The 20,806-nt window shown below is 43.3% G+C and carries 16 protein-coding genes; 8 read left to right on the top strand and 8 right to left on the bottom strand.

From position 1 onward, the window contains the following. Positions 1–418: 418 nt before the first annotated feature. Positions 419–1,093, top strand: coding sequence for a DUF2238 domain-containing protein (locus IEY42_RS16630; protein ID WP_188926379.1), 675 nt, complete (start codon positions 419–421; stop codon positions 1,091–1,093). Positions 1,094–1,392: 299 nt separating this feature from the next. Here IEY42_RS16630 and IEY42_RS16625 read toward each other — a convergent pair whose 3' ends face one another. Further along, positions 1,393–2,277, bottom strand: coding sequence for a DMT family transporter (locus tag IEY42_RS16625; protein WP_229780121.1), 885 nt, complete (start codon positions 2,275–2,277; stop codon positions 1,393–1,395). 536 nt (positions 2,278–2,813) lie between these two features. On the opposite strand from IEY42_RS16625, the gene IEY42_RS16620 reads away from it, so the two are divergent. From IEY42_RS16620 to IEY42_RS16605, 4 genes are read left to right on the top strand one after another with little or no spacing between them, the layout of a single operon-like run. Next, positions 2,814–3,977: a hypothetical protein gene (locus IEY42_RS16620; RefSeq protein ID WP_188926377.1), complete on the top strand. Its 1,164-nt coding sequence runs from the start codon at positions 2,814–2,816 to the stop codon at positions 3,975–3,977. A 14-nt stretch (positions 3,978–3,991) separates the two neighbouring features. After that, a complete protein-coding gene (locus IEY42_RS16615) occupies positions 3,992–4,396 on the top strand; it encodes a TerB family tellurite resistance protein (protein WP_188926375.1) in 405 nt (134 codons plus the stop codon). A 3-nt stretch (positions 4,397–4,399) separates the two neighbouring features. Next, positions 4,400–5,332, top strand: coding sequence for a DNA repair protein (locus IEY42_RS16610; protein ID WP_188926373.1), 933 nt, complete (start codon positions 4,400–4,402; stop codon positions 5,330–5,332). Between the two features lie 11 nt (positions 5,333–5,343). After that, a complete protein-coding gene (locus IEY42_RS16605; protein ID WP_188926371.1) occupies positions 5,344–7,209 on the top strand; it encodes a DNA repair protein in 1,866 nt (621 codons plus the stop codon). 96 nt (positions 7,210–7,305) lie between these two features. Here IEY42_RS16605 and greB read toward each other — a convergent pair whose 3' ends face one another. From greB to IEY42_RS16570, 7 genes are all read right to left on the bottom strand, one after another. Then, positions 7,306–7,785 (bottom strand): transcription elongation factor GreB, encoded by a 480-nt coding sequence (gene greB / locus IEY42_RS16600; protein ID WP_188926369.1) that lies wholly within the window; start codon positions 7,783–7,785, stop codon positions 7,306–7,308. A gap of 90 nt (positions 7,786–7,875) precedes the next feature. Beyond that, positions 7,876–8,367 (bottom strand): hypothetical protein, encoded by a 492-nt coding sequence (locus IEY42_RS16595; RefSeq protein WP_188926367.1) that lies wholly within the window; start codon positions 8,365–8,367, stop codon positions 7,876–7,878. 34 nt (positions 8,368–8,401) lie between these two features. Then, the gene (locus IEY42_RS16590; protein WP_188926365.1) at positions 8,402–9,091 is read right to left on the bottom strand and encodes a TorD/DmsD family molecular chaperone; all 690 of its coding nucleotides are present in this window, start codon (positions 9,089–9,091) and stop codon (positions 8,402–8,404) included. A gap of 52 nt (positions 9,092–9,143) precedes the next feature. Further along, positions 9,144–9,824, bottom strand: a complete 681-nt coding sequence (locus tag IEY42_RS16585) for a 4Fe-4S dicluster domain-containing protein (RefSeq protein WP_188926363.1) — start codon at positions 9,822–9,824, stop codon at positions 9,144–9,146. A gap of 11 nt (positions 9,825–9,835) precedes the next feature. After that, complete coding sequence (locus IEY42_RS16580) at positions 9,836–12,352, bottom strand: DMSO/selenate family reductase complex A subunit (protein WP_188926361.1); 2,517 nt, start codon at positions 12,350–12,352, stop codon at positions 9,836–9,838. A gap of 43 nt (positions 12,353–12,395) precedes the next feature. Next, positions 12,396–14,387, bottom strand: coding sequence for an MtrB/PioB family decaheme-associated outer membrane protein (locus IEY42_RS16575; RefSeq protein WP_188926359.1), 1,992 nt, complete (start codon positions 14,385–14,387; stop codon positions 12,396–12,398). A 14-nt stretch (positions 14,388–14,401) separates the two neighbouring features. Further along, a complete protein-coding gene (locus IEY42_RS16570; RefSeq protein ID WP_188926357.1) occupies positions 14,402–15,349 on the bottom strand; it encodes a DmsE family decaheme c-type cytochrome in 948 nt (315 codons plus the stop codon). A gap of 194 nt (positions 15,350–15,543) precedes the next feature. Between IEY42_RS16570 and IEY42_RS16565 the strand changes: the two genes are divergently transcribed. The 3 genes from IEY42_RS16565 to IEY42_RS16555 all read left to right on the top strand — a co-directional run bounded on the left by IEY42_RS16565 (position 15,544) and on the right by IEY42_RS16555 (position 20,803). Then, positions 15,544–16,479 (top strand): helix-turn-helix domain-containing protein, encoded by a 936-nt coding sequence (locus IEY42_RS16565; RefSeq protein ID WP_188926355.1) that lies wholly within the window; start codon positions 15,544–15,546, stop codon positions 16,477–16,479. A gap of 102 nt (positions 16,480–16,581) precedes the next feature. Then, a complete protein-coding gene (locus tag IEY42_RS16560; protein ID WP_188926352.1) occupies positions 16,582–18,942 on the top strand; it encodes a Tex family protein in 2,361 nt (786 codons plus the stop codon). Between the two features lie 193 nt (positions 18,943–19,135). Beyond that, positions 19,136–20,803 (top strand): phosphoethanolamine transferase, encoded by a 1,668-nt coding sequence (locus IEY42_RS16555; RefSeq protein WP_188926350.1) that lies wholly within the window; start codon positions 19,136–19,138, stop codon positions 20,801–20,803. Positions 20,804–20,806: the final 3 nt, after the last annotated feature.

Genomic DNA, 20,806 nt, shown 5'->3' with positions numbered 1-20,806 from the left:
GAAGGGTGGGTCCATCTCATTATCCCGGCAATGCTTTTGAGCCGGGATCCAGGTGTTTGTTTTGCTTTTGCTGATGGCCTACGGCCACTCATTTTATGGCGTTTCGCCCACACTGAGGTAAAGAGTTAAGGTTTATTCTTGTTTAAAATCAGAGATGATACGTCGTGTTAAATAAACCATTAGCCATTGAAATATTGCAGTATGGGTTTATTGTATAAAAATAAAGCGTATTATCAATAATGACGCGGTGATAAATGTAATCTATGAGTCGTAGGTGTTTGTTGCCTAAGATTTTTTAGTGGTATTCATCCGTGACTATCGTTATTCATCTGTGTTTAGCAGGTGATGTTGAGAGGCAAGCCTCAAGTCAGCCGTTACAAGCCATAAAATATCTTTAATTCACAATGGCCAACATACTATGGAACATAAACGATATTTTTTATTGCTTTCAATCATCTTTGTTATTGAATTTATTGTTATTTCTATCAACCCTTATAATCGAGCCGATTGGGTGCTTGAGAATGTATTAATTGTCTTCTCTGCCATCTTTGTGGTGTTCACCTATAAAAAATGCCCATTATCGCGGCTTTCTTATAGCCTGATATTTGTCTTTATGAGCTTGCATGAAATCGGCTCACATTATACTTATGCCAATGTTCCCTATGATGAATTTCTGCAGTCATATTTTAATTTTAGCCTTAATGAATATATGGGCTGGGAGCGTAATAACTTTGATCGATTAATTCATTTCGCATACGGCTTCTTACTGGCATACCCAGTGAGAGATTTGTATTGCAAGATTGCTGGCGTGACAGGCTTTTGGAGCTATTTCACACCGTTAAACCTGATAATGTCGACATCGATGTTATATGAGTTAGTAGAGTGGGGCGCCGCTGAGGTATTTGGTGGCGAGCTTGGCATGGCCTATTTAGGTACCCAGGGTGACATTTGGGATGCGCATAAGGATATGGCTCTCGCTAGCCTGGGCGGAGTGTTAGCGATGGCGATAACGCTGTTTATCCATTCACGTATTCAGAAAGATTTTCCAGAGCAATGGCGATTAAGCTTAACGGTAAACCATCACGGGGATTAAGCAAAGCACAGTCAAGTCGAATAGTTATGGTTACTCTGGCTTTATGTGGCCTAAGGCCATACAAAGCCGTGGTACTTCGCTGACGCCAAAGTTGGATAAATGTCACTCAGATCCACTTCATTAAATTCGACTTCATTAAATTCGTCGGGACGACGAGAAAATAGCGAACAAGCCTCGTCAAAAACGAGTCAGCCTCTGGTGCCTCACTCTCACCATAGAATGAAGCACCATGATCTTAATGGCCACAAGCCATAAGATAATTGGTGCTACAACTAAACCCTGTTCAATCCCACAGCCCATTAGGCTTCACTATTCACCACCCTCGAACTGACTTTTTTACGTGTTTGACTGAGCGTGTAAACGCCGCTGACGACAACCAGTAGGCTGCCGAGTAGCGTCATGACATCGGGTGATTCGCCAAATATGAATATGCCCAACGCTAAGGCAAATAATAAACGGGTGTAGCGAAAGGGGGCGATGACCGATACGTCGCCAGCGCGCATGGCGATGGTGAGGGCATTGTAGGCTGCAACGCCAAAAATAATCGCGCCGATGATTTGCAACGATGCTGTGGTATTAAGTTGTGCTGGTTCATTTTGATATAACTGGATAGCGATACCTGCAGGGATTAATACAAAGAAACCATATACCCCAAGTTGCATGTTCGATAACACCGGCGGCGCTGCGCGGGTGGCTAAATCGCGGCCGGCAAAGCCTAATGTGGCGATGACCGCGAGTAGTGAGTTAACTTCAAACCCAGCGAGTCCTGGGCGGATAATCATTAATACCCCGATAAACCCTACAAGTACGGCAATCCATCTTTTAACCCCTACGTGTTCACCAAAAAATAATGCCGCGCCTATCATGGCTATCAACGGCGTGGCTTGTAATATTGCCGAGGCGCTCGATAGCGGAGTGAGAGTGATGGCTAGGGCAAAGGTAAAGCGGCCAGTCACTTCGCAGACTGCACGGATTAAAATCGGTGTTGTTATGATGGCGGGATGCAGTATCTTTTGGCCTTTACGCCACGCTAGCAGCATAAAAATCAGCATGCCGCCGAGGCCAAACAACGCCAGAATTTGCCCTAAAGAGGTGGTTTCGGCTGCGGACTTAATCAGCATGTCTTCAATGGCAAAAGCAGCCATTGCAACAACCATATAAATACTGCCTTTGGTATTGTTCAATGTGACACCTATTGGAAAGTAAAGCGATAACAGTAACTTGATAAGCAACCCTAAATGACTTTTGCTATTAGGCATAGATAATTTTATTAATGTATCGCTTTTTATCGCCTAAGCCGCGCTGAATTACGGCTTAGTTGGTGTTTTTTATTGCCGATAACTTGAGTGTTGCATTCGGTGCTAAGAGGCTGCCACGTGGCGTATATTGGGTAGTTATTCGTGTAAAAAGGCAAAGGGTATTGGCTTTACTCCGCAGTAAAAAAATGTTGGTTATTTTTCTTATTCCTTGTCCTGTATCACTTTTTTGGCATTCTACCTTGTAGTTGTCCGCTTTTGCACGTATGAATAATGTAGAATATCGATACACATTTAAAGTGGATATGGGCTGTATTTATGCTACGTCATTTTTCCATGGCGTTTGATTAAATCCCGACTCTCACTGTTATTTATTCATCGAGGATTTTTGGATTTGATCTCTTCATTCCAATTATTCTTTGGGCTTTATGCTCAGTCTTTTACTTGTCACGAATGGAAAAACAATGGAAATCAGTTTAACGCACGTACTTTTAGCGGCGGTAGGAATGGGATTCTTGGTCATTATCGTCCAAGTTATATTATTTAATAAAATCAAGCTTGTGCAAGCGGATGTTTTGCAGAAAAGCACTGATGCCAACGCACTGTTGTCTAGCACGGTAGAAGCCATACCTCATTTGGTTCAAGCGCAAATCCACACAGGCGTTGCTGAAATCACCACGGCTGTCGAGACTTACCAAAATAAAAGCCTGCAATCATTTAAGGCAGTTAATCAACTTATTTTAACTAAATTACAAGAGACGCAGACTGAAAATACCAATATGTATAACCAGTTACAGACATTGGTTGAGCAGTTTAAGCTGGTATCGAACCAGTCTGCAGCATTACAGCAACAAACCTTATCGACCATTGTTACTCAGCTGGGCAGTAACCATAACGAAGCACAAGCCAGCATTAACGAAACTCGCCGTCAATTGGACACCGCCTTACAGGATTCGCTATCGAAAGTCTTAGCTCAGCTCGCCAGTGACCATGGAGAAATGCAAAACCATGTCAATGAAGCCAATCGTCAGCTGAACACCGCCTTACAGGATTCGTTAACGAAAGTCTTAGCTCAGCTCGCCAGTGATCATGGTGAGATGCAAAACCATGTCAATGAAGCTAACCGTCAGCTGAACACAGCGATAAAGCTTGCTCAGGTCGAAGTTGGTAAAGAATCTAACAAACTGCTGTTTACCTACAAGCAGCAACAGTTAGCTAATTTAGAGACCTTGTCTGGCTTAATTCAAAACTTGCGGGTGCAAAATTTGGTTGAGCTAACTAATGAACTCGCTCAACATACCGAGCTAAGCGTCGACACCCAAGATTTTGTTAAACACCTAGGCGAATGCAAAGTTGTTAAGGTTGAAGATAAACACAGCGGTCAAGTGACTCAGATATATTACGAAAATGGCGTAAAACACAGTAGCGATACTTTATTGGGCGAGCAGCTTAAATATCAGATGTTTTATGATCATGACGGCAAGCTGGTTAAGGGCATTGAGTATGATGAGCAGCAGCGAGTGAGCTTTGAGTATTTATATGACGCTGCAGGCGAAATTAACCAGCGTGTTGAATTCGCCTATGATGCCAACGGCAAGCAAGCTGAACCCATTAGTAAAGTTTATTAGAGTAAGGTGACTTAATGTATTTGAGTGAACTATCAGTAGCAGAGCGTAAAAATTTCCTGGAGCTGGCTTATTGCACCATGGGGCTCAACGGCACCTACAAAGAACAAGAAAAAGCCATCTTCGAGTCATTTACCCATGAATGTGGCATGCCAAGTTATCAACTGAAAAAACAAGATGATATCGATGGCGTCATTAAGCTATTAACCCGGAGCGAGGTGAAAAACCGCCGGATTATTTTAGTGGAGTTATTTGGCATTGTGTTGGCTGATAATGAGTTTTGTGAAAGTGAAACTGAGTTTATGCTCAAGCTGGCTGCCGCATTTGATATTGCAGAGTTTGAGCTTAAGCGACTACAACGCTGGGTTGAGGCGATGAATGACCTAGTGCATGAAGGTTTTAGTCTTATTATGAAGGATTAATCTATGTTTGGACGGATTGGAAGCTGGGCCTCGAGCAAGATAAGCAACATGGTCGATAAGGTGGTTGAAGTTGGCCGAAAGGTCATCGATAAAGTCGTTGAAAAGGGCGCCAAGTGCTGGAACGCTTTTACTGGCAAAACCACCTTTGATAAAGCTGAGCAACTGTATCAAGAGATAACCGAGCGTTACGACAAAAAAAAGACACAATATGACAAGTCGAGTATTAAACTCATCGCGGATATAGACAAAAGAGTCAGTGCCATCAACCGTTTTAAGCAAGATATATACGATGTGCAGTTTAGTCGTTTTATCTCACTGTCTAATCGTTTACACAATGTAACGGTTAAAGGGCAACCGTTTGAAGAATTGTTTAGTGATGCCATTCTTGAAGTTAAAGCCAGTGAGTCGGTTGGCCAAAGAGAAAACCTATTTTTAATTGATTTTAACAAATTTGATTTAGTGCGAGTGGCTTCTTACGTACTGACTCTGGGCTTTTACTCGCGTAAAAAAGCCAAGCAAACTCTGCTTAAAGTGCAGGAAGAAGAAGCGCGTATTAATGAGGAAATTGCCAAAATGCAGTCACACCTGCGTCAGCTTAAAGTTGTGGCAAAATCGATTGATAACGTAGTGGAATACTTTGATGTTTTGATTAGTAACTACAGTAAGTTATTAGATCGTTTTGAGTATGGTATTCAAACTCAGCGACACAAACAAATGAGTCAATCAGGCGATATTTTTGCGCATAAACTCGATTTCAGGCTGATCCCTATTGCTCATATTGAGGAGTTTCAGGCGTTGTTTAATTTATCTATCGTGCTTAAGCAAATGGCTAACTTGGGTTACTTGTCCGAGAGCGGCAAGGTTAAGGCCGGAGATAACCAACAGGCCAAAGTCTTATTTGAAAAAGTGGTATCTATTCAGGGTATTGCCGCATAAAGGATTGATTAATGGCGACAAAAAATGACTATGCTCAGCCAGTCATCAGCACAGAGCAAGTATTGAGTGAGCTGCAGGGCTGCTCACCGCTTCAGGTGAGTAAGCAACTGATCAACATGGAGTTACATGATCAGCGTGAGTCATTGGCTGTGATGGCACAGATTTATGATGAATTTGAGCAAGGCGGTAATGTTACCGATGAGCTTGTTAAGCCGCTGATACTAAACCTTTGTGATGGCTTGCTGTGCATAAAGAAGCTGGGGTTAAAGCAGCGTGGCATCACTGCGACTCGCTTGGTGAGCGAGATAAATAACTTTGACTACCTAGGTTCTACTACCACCGAAAAAGACCAACGGTTTGAAAAGCAGCGACTCGACGCCGATAGCAAAAGTCATCAAGATGACAAAGGTGAATATGTTCGAACCAAAGCAGATGCGGACTCTCATACTCCAGATAATTATATGGAGGATGTGGGTAAGAAAACGGCTTATACCGATGCGTATTTCTCCGATAAAAAAAGGGTATACAGCGAACTTGAGGTTAATGATAGAGGTGAGCGTAAGCAGCTGCGCAGAAACTCGACAAGCTATAAGAATGAGCTTGAGGCTAAAGGGTTAAATGCGGTTGAACGGACCTATAATAACGATCATAACCTGCCGTTAAAGCATATTTTTGATGAGTATGGCTCGTCCAAGGCACTGTCGGTAGCCGACCTAAGAGACGCGGCGGGTAGCGCTGACAATTTTGACGTTGTCAGCCAAAAAATCAACAAAATAAAATTAGACTCTAGCTGGAGCGATCTTAAGCAAAAAAGAGATAACCTGAAAGCTAAGCCTAAACTCAGTGCGGCTGAAAAGAAAACGTTGGCGAGTCTTGAAACCCACGTTAATGAGGCCACCTGGAATAAAGCGTTAGCGCGTGAGTCTGAAGCGCGTACTGCAGTAGAGTCTCATCTGAACCAAAAGGTGGCAAACAAACTAACCGCAGACACTAAACTGGTAAAAGGCGAGGCGCTTAAAGCGGGTTCGAAAGCCAAAGATGAGCTGGTTGATGCAGGTATTGGTGAGCTGATTATTTTGGTGGTCAAGGCCGTGAGTTTTGAACTAAAAGACATGTTTCAGAATGGCATTACGCATGATACTGGTTGCTCATCAAGCATGGATGCATTCTCATTTAGAATGAAACGAGCGCTTAAATACATTACTCGTAATTTAATGAATATCAGCTTGGGCAGTTTCAAAGATGCCGCGATGAACTTTGTTAAATACCTGGTCAATGCCATTGTCGATATGTTTGTTGGCATATTGAAAAAAGCGTTGAAAATTATCACAGAAGGCTTTAATGCCATTCTAGCATCAATCAAAATCTTGCTGGGGGAATCATCTGGAGCCGAGAAAGCGGATGCCATAACCAAGTTACTTGCCAGTACTGTGGTGACCTATATTGGCTTTGCTTTTGAAGAGTCTGTGCTGGGCTTTATTAACAAGTTACCTTTTGGCGATGTGTTATCTGATGTTGTGATGGTGATGTTTACTGGTATCGCATCGACCGTGGTGGTTTGGCTACTGGACAAGATGGATTTGTTTTCAGTAAAAGACGAAAAGCGCGCTGCACGGGTGAAAGAAATTTTCGAGTTTCGCATTCGTCAAATTAAAGAAAACACCGATGCTTTTGAGGCTGCGGCTTTGCAAACCTTAACTCAACAAAAATTACAGTTTAGGCGCATGGCTGAGCGAATGAGTATGGCGATTGATAGCGATCAAAATGTTAATGCTAGCGTGTATGCCATGGCTGATTTTATGAAGGTGGATCTTGAGATTAACACCACTGACGATTTTATGGCCTTGCTGGTGGCTCAAGATCGCATAGAGGTGTAGGCCATTTTAAATATAACGTCTGGGCTTGTGCTGTGTAGTGCATCACAAGCCTATTTGCGTTTTAGTGCAGAATAAACTTTAGCCTTTAATATAACTTTAGTCTTTAATATAAGTAATTTTATTAATGTACCAGGTTTTATCACCTTGGGGCGTGCTGACCACCGCTTCGTCGTCGACTTCTTTTTTGAGCAGTGCGCGTGCCATAGGTGAGTCGATTGAGATGTAATCTTTGCGTTCGTCGTAGATTTCTTCTGGGCCGACAATTTTAAAGGTTTTAATGTCGCCGGCGTCGTTTTCAATTTCGACTATGGCACCAAAAAACACTTTGCCTTCTTGCTCTGGTGCGTAGTAAACAATTTTTAAGTCGGGCAGCAGTTTGCGTAAGTACCGTACTCGACGGTCTATTTGCCTTAATAAACGCTTGTTGAACTGATAATCAGCATTTTCAGATCGGTCACCTAAACCTGCCGCCCAAGTGACAATTTTAGTCACTTCTGGACGCTGCTCTTTCCATAAGTAATCGTGCTCAAGTCTGAGCTTGTTGTAGCCTTCTAGGGTAATTAACTTCGTTTTCACACGCTTCTCTTGGTGATTGTTACTCACGTTGAAATTAACTAATTTATTGGCATTTGTCGATGGGTAGTGGCGTTAAGCAGGTGTTTTAAGTTAGTGAGCGCCCATATTTCGCTTTGCTTTACGTTGTACGTTTCTGATTTGTTTTAACTGGGCGACTGCGTGAATTATCTGGGCGCTTTGATTCATCAGTTTAGTGTCTTCAATCGGCTTTTTTTGGTAGTTAATTGCATAGTACTCCGCCAGTTGAACAATGATGGCTTCTGCTTGTGAGAGCTGTTGATATTGCAGCTCTTTTACAAATAACAGCAAAAAACAATCAAATAATGTACTAGCGGCCTCAAACTGGGTTAATCCAATTTGTGGCGGCGTTAGTTCAGCTGAGTCGATAGGTGCTGTGGAGGCGTGTTGTAGAGAGGGATCGGGGAGCGGTTTCATTGCTGCTATCACGTTGGCCACAGTGATCATGGTTGTCGCTCCCACAAAGAGGCTTCTTACATACTCGTCTTGCTGCCAAAACAGCACCAGCTGATGTGACCATTCAGCTTTGTTCCATTGAGATGATACTGCGCGTATAAAAGACATTTTGCTTCCTACTGAATAACGCCGTTGCTCTGCATTACCTATGCAGTTTTCTTGGCATGGGTAATACGTTAAACGTATTAGTTAACTCGTTAATATAGGCCTTGGTCATTTTGGCCATGCCAAGGTAAAAATCGGTTTTAGCATGTTGTTCGCTTAGCTCCAAACAACGGCCTACCCATGGGGTAAAGTGCTTTTGCAATAGGGTATAAATAAACTGCGTTAATTCGGCTTTGTTGGTTTGTGGGTCTGATTCAATTAAGCGTTGGAAGCTTGAATCTAATACACTAAAAAATAACCCAATATGGTCAACCGGTTGTGGCATATCTAACGTAAATTCTACTTCATGGCGTTTGTAAAAGTCTACAAGGGCTAAGGTTGATACATCAAAATGCACTTGCTCTTCGCCTAGATAAGCTGAACCTTGTGGGATAGCTTTAGGCTCGCCAGGGCCAAAATACAGGCTGCCGTAGTCGACTTGCAGATCGGTGAGTTGGTCTGCTTGCCATTGTTTAAGGTATTGTTGTAAATAAAATTGCCCCGGTTGTTGTGGTGCAAGCTCGGCATACACTGGCCAGGTTTGGGCTACGTCATTATCGATAAAGTTGTTGATCAACTCTTCGTTTGGGTAAAAGCAATAAACGTTATGCAGTATGCGGGCAATAGATTGATATTCAGCTAACTTATCGTTATCAATATCGATTGTTGCAATGTGGTTTTCTGTCATTGTTAGGTCCTCAAAAAAAGGCAGTGATAAAAGGTTATCACTGCCTCAATTATTACACTTCTGTAGGATTCAGAATTTGACCTGTGCCACCTGTTGTACCTTGGCCATGGCGATTGGCTTTGATAATCAAGTTAGGTGAAGTCAATGATTGGTTTGGTAATGGTGCAATGTGTGAGTCGCCCGCACCGTATTTTGCTACGATATTTTCGACGGTATCAAAGTCTATTGCACGCATTGGACATGATTCTACACACACTGGCTTACGACCGACAGCTAGACGCTCGTAACAACCATCACACTTGGTCATGACTTTTCTTTCTTGATCAAGTTGTGGTGCATCGTATGGGCAAGCTCGTGCGCAGCTTTCGCATGCGATACATAGGCTTTCTTCAACGAGCACTAGGCCATCTTCACTGCGTTTGTGCATTGCGCCTGTTGGGCAAGCTTTTACACAAACAGGCTCTGAACAATGGTTACAACCGATAGACATATAGTAAGCATACACTTCTTGCTGATATGAACCGGTGTTTGGGTCAACGTTCCATGAACCGCCACCGTATTCGTATACGCGGCGCCAGTTAACGCCATTTAATGTTGGGACACCATCTTCTACAGGTTTGGTTGCACTGCGAATTTGATCGCCTTGTCTATCTTTACAAGAAATATGACAAGCTTTGCACCCTGTGCATTTGGTTGTGTCGACATAAAAACAATATTGGGTTGAGTCGCTCATAGTAGTGCCCCTTAAATAACTTTACGAATTTGAACGCGGTTTGTGTGTTGTGGGTTGCCTTTTGCGACTGGGCTTGGCATGTATCGAGTTAGGGTGTTAATCGCCCCTCCAATATCCACAACTTTACCTGCTGAGCCTGTTCTTCCATCTGGATCTGGGCTGTACCAAGCACCTTGCCCGAGTGTGACTACACCGGGTATGACACGTGGTGTCACTCTTACTGTGACTTCAATTGATCCGCGTTCGTTATATATTTCAACCGTATCACCAGACGATACACCGTAGTTTTGGGCGTCGATGGCGTTCATCCATATAGCGTCTTCTACCGCTTCACGTAGCCATGGCACATTGTGATAGCTTGAGTGAGTACGACCTTTGGTGTGGTATCCAGAAAGCTGTAATGGATAATCTGTACTGGTGTCTTCATCTTCGTAGCCGTCCCAGGTTACTGTGTATTGTGGGATAGCTGTGATGGTGTCACCTTTGGCTTTGTTTTGTTCCCAGTTTGCTGCACGCCATGCTAGCTCTGCTGAGTAGATTTCAATTTTGCCTGATGGTGTTGGCAATGTAGCGCTACCGTTGATGTATGACTCAAGTGCGACATTACGGTTGTTCATGTTTTTACGGAAGAAGCCAATTTCTTGTGCTTCTTTGTAAGTGTCTGGGAACGCAGGAGTCACACCTTCGTTAGTGCTAGACGCTTTAGTTCGCTGATATAACTCTTCAAGCCAGTCGTCTTCGGTTTTACCTTCAGTAAACTCGTTACCTACGCCCATTTTTTCAGCTATAAGTGCAGCAACTTGGTACATTGATTTACAATCCCAAATTGGGTCTGCAAAGGCTTTCATTGCAGTGATGTAACCTAATGCGCCAGATGCATAAGAGTCATTAACTAGGTCGTTTGATTCTAACCATGAGGTGTCTGGTAGAATGATGTCGGCAAATTTACTGCCTGGTGTCATCCAGCAATCGCAAGAGACAATCAGTTCAACACCGTTTTCGTCACTGTAGATTTCAGCGGTTTTATTAATATCAGAATGCTGATTTAGCAGGGTGCTATCAGACGCTGAAAAGATGACTTTGATATTAGTGCCTAATGGCGTATCTAACGTTTCTGTACCCGTAACACCGTGGGTTCTCGCTGTCATGTTTTCGCCGTTGTGAATGGCTTCAGTCCATGTAAAGAAAGAGATTCTTTCTTTAATTGGGTTAGTGCCTGTAGGAATACCACCACGGAACATGCTGTTCATGTTTGGCAGTTCACCATTTGATGCACCGACTTGACCTAATTTACCGGCTAGTACTCCTAGCATGTAAATAGCACGCACGTTTTGCTCACCGTTTGCATGGCGGTTAACGCCAGCGCCCGCAATAATGTATGGTCTGTCAGCGGCCATTAAATCGTCGGCTAAGGTGTTAATTTGTGCTTCGCTGATACCGGTGATTTTTTCTGCCCAAGCGGGTGTGCGTGGACCTCTGTCGCTGTAAATACCAAGACCCATTATATAGTCGTAGTAGTTTTCACTTGGGTTCATTGCCGCGGCATATTCAATTTTGGTGGCATCGCCACTGGCTTCAAAAATTTCTTTTTGAGCCAAAATTGATGCAGCATCATAACCGACTGCGTACTGGTTAATGAAGTTAATTGAGTTGGCATCAACCCAGCCAGAGCTGATCATTAAGTAGGCCATGGCTTCTGCTAAAGCAGCATCTGTGCCCGGTCTAATCGGTAACCAAGTCGACTCTTTACCCAGCATAGAGTCTGTATAACGCGGATCAATCATGGTGATTTTCAGGCCGTTATTACGCTGCAGAGCTTGCAAGTAATCGTAACCTTCGCCTGAACCAGATTGTCTAATTTCGCTTGGGTTATAAGCAAAGCCAAGTAAAAAGTCGCTGCTTTCTAGTGTGACAGTGGCTGAACCTGAAGTACTGCCAGAACCAAATGTGTGCTTGGCGGCTTCAGTTTGTTGTGCCCAAGAGTAGTTACCAAATTTATCTAAATAACCGCCTACTAAATTGAATAAACGGTTAAAACAGCTGTTAGAAGCAAAACCGTAATACGCACCAGAGCCGTAGCTTCTGAAAATTGCTTTGTTACCGTGTTCAGCAATCACTGAGGTTAATTTGTTCGCGATTGTCGTAGTCGCTTCTTCCCAGGTAATAGGGACAAATTTACCTTCACCACGTGCACCAACACGTTTCATTGGGGTTTTTAAACGGTCAAATGCGTAGGTTCTTTGACGTAATGAACGGCCGCGAGCACAAGCACGAACTTGATGTAAGCCGTAAACGTCTTCGACTTCGTGGTCAGTTTCAACGCGGGTGATCATGCCATCGCGGCTAAACACTTTAATTGGACAGTTAGAACCACAGTTAACAAGACAGGCTGACCATGTCATTGTTTCTTCTGATACTGGTGTGTCCACTGGTACTTTTACTGCATCTTTAGAGCTTGAGTTACAACCCGCGACGGTTGCGGCACAACCCATAGCAGCACTCATTTTTAAGAAACTTCTGCGTTCCATTGTGATGTCCTCTTACTAAATGTAAATTTGGTTTGGGTAACGTTTACAACAGGTAGCTGAAGTTCAGCATGACCTGATGGGCGCTATAGTTATGATTTAACTCACCTAAAGTGATTACGCTTGTCGTTTCATCAAGCGACATTTGTGCGTCATCTGTGTCGTAATAACGCTCATAGCGGTAAGTCAGTTTGAGTGCCATTTCGTTACTCAGGTTGTAGTTTGCGTACATGTTGACGCTGTGGTTGTATGAGTAATAGTCACCATAGGGCGTTGTGCCTGTGCTGGTGATGTAAGTGTCGCTGTTTGAGTTGCTAAACAAGTAGTCTGCACCCAGTGTCAGCTTGTCTTGCATTAAGCCGCCGTAGCTAATACCGGTACCGATATTGATAAATTCATCTTCAATGTCGGTATACCAGTCGGCTGCGCTGTAACTTTGGCTGCTCGCTTGTGCTGAGTTAATCCATTGCTGGCTGGCAAAGCCATATAAGCTGACATGTTTAGAGACAGTGGCATTAAGGTTAAGGTTGACGCCGTAGTCTTCTGATTCGGTTAAGCCGATAACGGTGTCGTCGTAATCATCTTTGGCGTAGTGTGCACTGATGTCGACGCCTAACCAGCTGAGCGGGGTGTGGTTAATGCTTAACTCAACGTTATTGCGGGTTCTGTTGGCCAGGTAGTACTTGCGCATTAAGGCGTTTTCTTCTGACGAGGTTAATTCATCCGTTTGGTACGCTGAGCCATCACGGTTGCTGTGCTCTGCTTTAATATCAATAACAACGTTGTCTATAGCGCGAATAGACAATTTGCCCCATAGCGTGTCGTCGTGGGTTTCTTCACGGGCACTGTAGCTTCTGTCTATTTCTTTACGGTCGTAACCCGCTTGCAGGCGATAGCCCTGACTGATACGGTATTTGGCGTTGAGCTTATACGTTGAACGCTCAATGTCAGTGGCAATGTTTTCTTTAAAGGTGTCGTTTAAGTCATTAAAGGTGTATTGCTGAAATTCAAATACTGAGCTGTTGTTTTCGCGGTTGCTGTAGTCATAGCTACCGCCCACACGTAAACGATTACTCAACATTGATGACACTTTTAAGGTCGCATCTGTGGTATCAACTTCACCATCCCAATTTTGTATTGGGTTACCGCTCATTGAGATTAAGTCGTCATCTTGTATCATCCGGCCGACAATAAAGCGCCCAGACATCACGGTGCTGTCTAATTGGTATTGACCCGAGAGTGAGATTTGATGCGCTTCATTGTCTGGTGCTGCGGCATAGACATCGTCTAAATAAGTGAAGCTTAAATCCTGACTGTTATTGTCGTACTGGCTTGCAAAATAACTGAGTTCGGTAAGCCAGTTCGCCCCATTTAATATCGCGCCTGCGGTAAATGAATCGGTGGTTGAGTCAACCACCAAGCCGATGTTAACAGGGCTTGGGTTCATCACACTGCTACTGGTGTAACCTGACTTATCTTCGGTTTCGAACTGCACATAACCTTGATACATGTCGTGTTGCACTTCAGCTTGCAAGGCTATTTTTTCACGTTGCTGAGAAAGCTCAAACGCGTATGGCAAGGTGCTGTTGACGAGCGTGCCCTGGTCATAATATAAGTTGCTTTGCGCATCACCCGATTGATATGTGGTGATTAACTGATAGTCGGCGTCGACGGTAAATAACCCCGGTTTACCGGCGCTCATTTGAGCAAAGCTGTTTTCGTAGCCTAATTGGTGAGTGTTAAGCTTAGCCTGGTAACCCTCGCTATTTTGGTATTGCACGTCAGCATTGGCCGTGGCAACAAAGCCATCCTGGTCAGTGCCGAATGCATTGGCCACATGTACATCATCACTTTCAATGTAGCCTGCTGCCACACTGACGTTACCGCGATAACCTGAGTTCACTTCACAGCGCTTACATTGATAGTTTTGCTGGTCAACCTGAGTCGTATTGGCCTGGCTTACGGCAAAGTTCGCTGACAGTACTGGCGCAGACGCGAGCAATAATGAGGCGGTAATAATATTGAGTTTAAAATTCATTGTGTGACTCCTCATTAACGCTGCAATGTGCTGCCAGCAGGGTGGTTAGAACCATGGATTTGGCTGTGGCAATTTAAACAACTTTTACCGCCACCAAAGGCGTCCACACCTGGTTGCTGCACCACACGACTCGCATGGCCATCATCGGCATGACATTGTTGACACAGTTGAGGTGCACGATGGGTTAGCATGCTTTCGTTTACGCTACCGTGCGGGTTATGGCAGGTAACACAGTTTTCGGTGACTGGCGCATGTTCCCACAGAACGGGGCCACGCTTTTCAGCATGGCAGCTGTAACATGTGTCATTAATAGAAGGTTTGTTTAACGCGCTTTCGCTCATTGACCCATGTGGTGAATGACAATCGATACAGGTCATTTGGTCCCATTTCATTGGGTGACTAGAGCGTTTGTTCATGTCTGCTTTTTCACGCGTGTGACAGTTGGTACAGGTGTCGTTGACGGTGAGTTTTTCAAGTGCAGGGTCGGTTGCGGCATGGACAACATGACAGTCGGCACAAGCAATGTCTTCAAGATTGTGTGTGCTGTTATGCCACGCCATTTGCTTGGCATCGTTATGACAACCCTGACAAACGGTATTTTGAGTTTGAGTCGACAGTTTGCTGTCTTGACCAAACTGGATCATCGGCTCTTTACCACCGCGGTTATGGTTACCGAGCGGTCCATGACAGGCTTCACATTGAAGGCCGGCCATAGGTGAATTTGAATTAGTGACATTGCCATGAACACCTTTAAAGATATCCATCACTTTGTCATTTTTTTTATGACACATTAAGCAGCTATCTGCACCTTTAGGTGAATAGTTACCCTCTGCAAACTTTTCAATGAGTGTGGTTTCAAGTTGCTCTGAATCGAGTTGTTCCCAAGGTGTAGATGCAGCATTAAATGCACACCCATAAATGACCAGTGAAAGCGCAAAGAGCAGTTGCTTGTATGCGTTCATAGGGGGTTCCTACCTTAACTTATGTAAATGATGTATATCGTAATAGGTAGTTTAGATGTCGAAAGTGGGGTTAGCCATGCTAAGAAATTGGCATAAAACGACAAGTGTGACTAAGATCAACACTCAATATAACAAAAAAGATAAAATGTCATTTAATGTAAATTAGAGTCAATTGACGAGGTAAAGTTCACCCCGTGATCAAATTTAAATGTCGCCCTGCACTGCATACTAAAATTGTTATTGAATATTGCGATAGCAAAGGTATTTCTGTGCCTGATGAATATCAACATATACGGTTGTTATCCGATGATGACAAGATTAATTATTACTCAATTAATAATATTTTATATGAAATGGAAGCCATGGATAATAATCCATACTTCTTTGCTGATTTAGAACATGTGTTCAGAGAAAGATTAATTCCTTTTACTATTAAAATATTAGACTTTAATAAGTCAGCGGCACTTAATCTATTAGATTTTACTCATTATTATCGAAGTATTTCAGATCTTGCATGGTCTAGCATTGTGTCTAAAACTAGCGTTACCCTTGTTGCAAAGCGAGGTCCAGAGCAGCTCGCCTCAAAATATGATGATTTGTTTATCTATTTTTGTATGATTGAAATATTTAAACCTTTATTAGAAAAATCCGATGATATGTTAATTCGTCTTCCATATGGTCGTGACTTTTATAGTAAATATATAAATATGTTTGAGCAAGTTGAATTTAATAAAGATCATTTTAGTGTCACGATAAATAAAGATGAGGGTGATATTGTTGAAGATAAACAGTTGGTTGTCGAAAACATAAGCGAATTAGAAAGGGTAAATGCAGCTGCAAATAGTATTCCTTATCATTCGTTATCACTTGCTGCATTGTCTCAAGTTATTAATATGACGCCGAGAAGTTTGCAAAGAGAATTAAAATTGTTAGATACAAACCCCCAAAGCATTATTAATGACGCAAAGATTAATCATATTATTTCTAGATTACTTATTAACAAAGGAAACATAAAATTAACAGCGTATGAGTGCGGATTTACTGATATGTCTACTTTTAGTCGATTTTTTTCTAAGGTGGCAGGCTTATCACCAAAAGCGTTTTGTAACGCCAAAATTTCAGCTTCTTAAGACCGTTTACTGTTCATGTTGTCTAATCAGCGTAAAACTCTATCAAAGAGTATGCTATCTTTGGCATAATTTTATTTTAAACCATGCCGAACTCGATCCATTATGCATAATATTGCCCAGATTATCGCTCAAGAGCTTAACGTTCGTGAGCAACAGGTCGCTGCGACCATTGCACTTTTAGATGATGGTGCAACCGTACCGTTTGTGGCCCGCTATCGTAAAGAAGCCACCGGTGGCTTAGATGACACTCAGCTGCGTAACTTGTTTTCACGCCTTGGTTATTTGCGTGAATTGCATGACCGTCGCCAAGTGGTGTTGTCGAGCATTGAAGCGCAAGGAAAGTTAACCCCAGCGTTGTCGCAAGCCATTAATGAAGCAGACAGTAAAACCCGCCTTGAAGATTTATACCTGCCATACAAACCTAAGCGTCGTACCAAAGGCCAAATTGCCATCGAAGCCGGCATTGAGCCGTTGGTGGATGCTGTTTTAGCCGATCGCCAATTAGATATAGAGACCAAAGCGGCTGAGTTTTTAAATCCAGAAGCCGGTTTTGCCGACATTAGAGCAGTATTAGACGGTGCGCGTTACATTTTGATGGAACGCTTTGCTGAAGATGCAGAGCTGTTGCGCAAAGTGCGTCAGCATTTAAGCCAACAAGCAGTGCTTGAGAGCCGAATGGTCAAAGGCAAAGAAAAAGAAGGCGCTAAGTTTCGCGACTATTTTGAATATAATGAGTTGATGAGCAAAATCCCATCACACCGCGCCTTAGCCATGCTGCGCGGTCGTAATGAAGGTGTGCTGAGCTTGTCGATGAATGCCGACCCAAATACCGAAGCCACTCAAGGCAGTTATTGCGAAGTGATCATTAGCGATCATTTCAACTTAGTATTAACTGACTCTAGCGTTGATAGCTGGCTAAAAACCGTGGTGACCTCAACTTGGCGCATTAAAGTGGCCTTGCAAATGGAAACTGAGTTTATTGCCAAAATGCGTGAAAGTGCCGAAGAAGAAGCCATTAAAGTGTTTGCCCGTAACTTAGGCGACTTATTAATGGCGGCACCTGCAGGCGCTAAAGCCACTATGGGGCTAGATCCTGGGATCCGCACCGGCGTTAAAGTGGCCATTGTTGATAACACTGGCAAGTTAGTGGCTCACACCACGATTTTCCCACATGCACCGCAAAACTTATGGGACAAATCAATCCGTACCTTAAGTAACCTAGTGGCGATGCATAAGGTCGAGATTATTGCCATTGGTAACGGAACGGGTTCGCGTGAGACCGATAAGTTAGCGGGTGAGCTTATTGCGGCTGTTAAAGAGTCGCAACCTCAATTAACCAAAGTGATGGTAAGCGAAGCGGGCGCATCAGTGTATTCAGCGTCTGAATTTGCAGCTAATGAGTTTCCGGATTTAGATGTGTCTATTCGCGGTGCAGTATCGATTGCTCGTCGTTTACAAGACCCATTAGCCGAGCTGGTTAAAATTGAACCTAAAGCCATCGGCGTTGGCCAATATCAACATGATGTTAGTCAAAGCATGCTGTCGCAGTCACTTGAAGCGGTTGTTGAAGATTGTGTAAACGGTGTGGGTGTAGATTTAAACATGGCGTCAGCGCCGTTATTGACTCAGGTGGCTGGGTTAAATAAAACCCTCGCAAAAAACATTGTTGATTATCGTGATGCCAATGGCCAGTTTACTAACCGTAAGCAAGTGTTGAGCGTGCCGCGCCTTGGTCCAAAAGCCTTTGAACAAGCCGCGGGTTTCTTGCGTATTCGCAATGGCGACAATCCGCTTGATGCCTCATCGGTTCACCCAGAAGCCTATAGCTTAGTTGAAACCATTGCTGCAGCTAAGCAGCAACCGGTTGCGCAGCTTATTGGTAACCCCGATTTATTGCACGACATTAATGCCGCGGACTTTGTCACTGACACCTTTGGTGTGCCAACCATTAACGACATTTTGTCTGAACTCGATAAACCAGGACGTGACCCGCGTGGTGAGTTTAAAACCGCTAACTTTAAAGACGGCGTAGAGGAGTTAAAAGACCTTAAGCTTGAAATGATTTTAGAAGGCGTGGTGACCAATGTGACTAACTTTGGTGCCTTTGTGGATATTGGCGTGCATCAAGATGGCTTAGTGCATATTTCATCCTTAACCGACAAGTTTGTGAGTGACCCTCATACTGTGGTGAAAGCGGGTGATGTCGTAAAAGTTAAGGTGATGGAAGTGGACGTAGAGCGTCGCCGCATTGCCTTAAGCATGCGCCTAGATGAAAAGCCTGCGCCTGCCAAAATGGGCCAAGCTAAATCGGGATCACAAAAGGCTTCATTTAGTGGCAAACCGAGTCATGGTAAATCTAAACAAAACAACCAGCCCAAACAGGCTAATAAACCGGTAAAAGCACCGCAAAATGCAGCAATGGGTAATGCCTTTGCTGATGCGTTTGCCAAACTGAAGAAATAATGTATTTACGCTGACGCATTGTTAAGTTAGCTTAATGCATTGATTTAAAGCCCTTACTTTGTTGAGTAAGGGCATTTTTATGCTCTTTTAAAACTGAATGTCTACAGTCAGTAATAATTCAGTTTTTATTCAGTGGATCTTAAGTGTTTTAGTTGAATATCAACGCCAGTCGAGTTTAACGCGAGTGGTTATTATGAAATTATTAACTGAAACATGGTCACGCATTACCCCACAAAGCATCAGTTATGAAGCGATGACGGGCATTATTGCGGTATATTTTGGCCTGGTATTAAACTTCCCCATTATTCGTAAAATTTACCAATTATCGACAGAGGGCCATGTGCTATTTTCGCTAACGCCAGCGATTTTGCTCAGTGGCTGCTTTATGGTGATCTTCAGCATATTTGCCTTTCGTTTTGTTTATAAGCCAGCAATGATTGTACTCATATTGTCTTCGTCTGCGGCGATGTACGCCATGCTTCAGTACAACGTTATTTTAGATTACAGCATGATCGAAAATATCTTTGAGACCAACTCTGGCGAAGCGATTTCTTATTTAAGTATCAACTCAGTAGGCTATGTGTTGGTATTTGGGATCTTGCCGTCTGTTTGGGTGTACCGCACAAATATTGCTAGCCAGGTATCATTAACCAAAGCCTTGTTTCGTCGGGTAGGATTTGTTGTCCTTGGATTAGCTGTTATTGGAGTGATGGTGTTGTTTTTTTATAAAGATTACGCCTCTGTTGGGCGCAATAATCAGTACCTCAATAAAATGATTATTCCTGCGCATATTTACAACACTGCTAAGTATATTAATCAACGCTTCTTTAGTGAAAAATTGACGTTTAATCCTATTGGTCAAGATGCGAAGTTAGTGCCAGTTGCCAATGGTAAGCCTACATTAATGGTATTAGTGGTTGGCGAAACTGCGCGAGCGCAAAACATGGCTCATAACGGCTATCAACGTAACACCAACCCATACACTGAAAACCTAGGCATTATCGCGCTGCAAGATGTGTCCTCGTGCGGAACCGCCACTGCACACTCGCTACCTTGTATGTTTTCAAACTTAACGCGTAATGACTACAGTCGCAAAGCTGCTGACGCGCAAAATAACGTGCTTGATGTCATCAAGGCGGCAGGTGTTGAAGTAACCTGGTTTGACAATGACGGTGGCGATAAAGCGGTTGGAGCACGGATTAATAAAATTGACATATCACCTAGCGAAAATAACCCATTGTGTGATGGTTTAAGTTGCTACGATGAGATATTAATTGAAAAGCTTACTCAAAAATTACAACAAGATACACAGACTAGTGCCGCGTCGGGTAAAGGGTTAGCGAACCAATTTATTGCGTTACATACTATTGGTAGCCATGGGCCAACTTACTGGCAACGTTACCCTGCAAACAAAGCTTCGTTTACCCCTGAGTGTAACCGCAGTGATATTGAAAACTGCACTGACCAAGAGATAGTCAATGTGTACGACAACACCATTGTTTATACCGACTTTGTGTTAGCCAAAACCATTAAGGTGCTTGAGCAATACCAAGACAAATATAACGTGGCATTGGTTTACCTGTCTGATCATGGTGAATCATTAGGTGAAAACGGCATGTACTTACACGGCACGCCTTACAGTATTGCACCTAGCCAGCAAACACATGTGCCTTGGTTTATGTGGTTGCCGCAAGATTACACTCAAGCAAAAGGTGTCGACCGTGAATGTCTTGTTGAACATGCCCAAACGGCAAGCTACTCACACGACAATTTGTTTCACAGTTTGTTAGGGCTTTATGGGGTTAATACCTCGGTGCGTGACGCCGCCTTAGACATGACTAGTCGCTGTAAATTGAATTAGGAC

The sequence above is a fragment of the Shewanella algicola genome, assembly GCF_014648035.1.
Taxonomy (GTDB): domain Bacteria; phylum Pseudomonadota; class Gammaproteobacteria; order Enterobacterales; family Shewanellaceae; genus Shewanella; species Shewanella algicola.
This window is presented reverse-complemented; position numbering and strand designations above follow the sequence as displayed.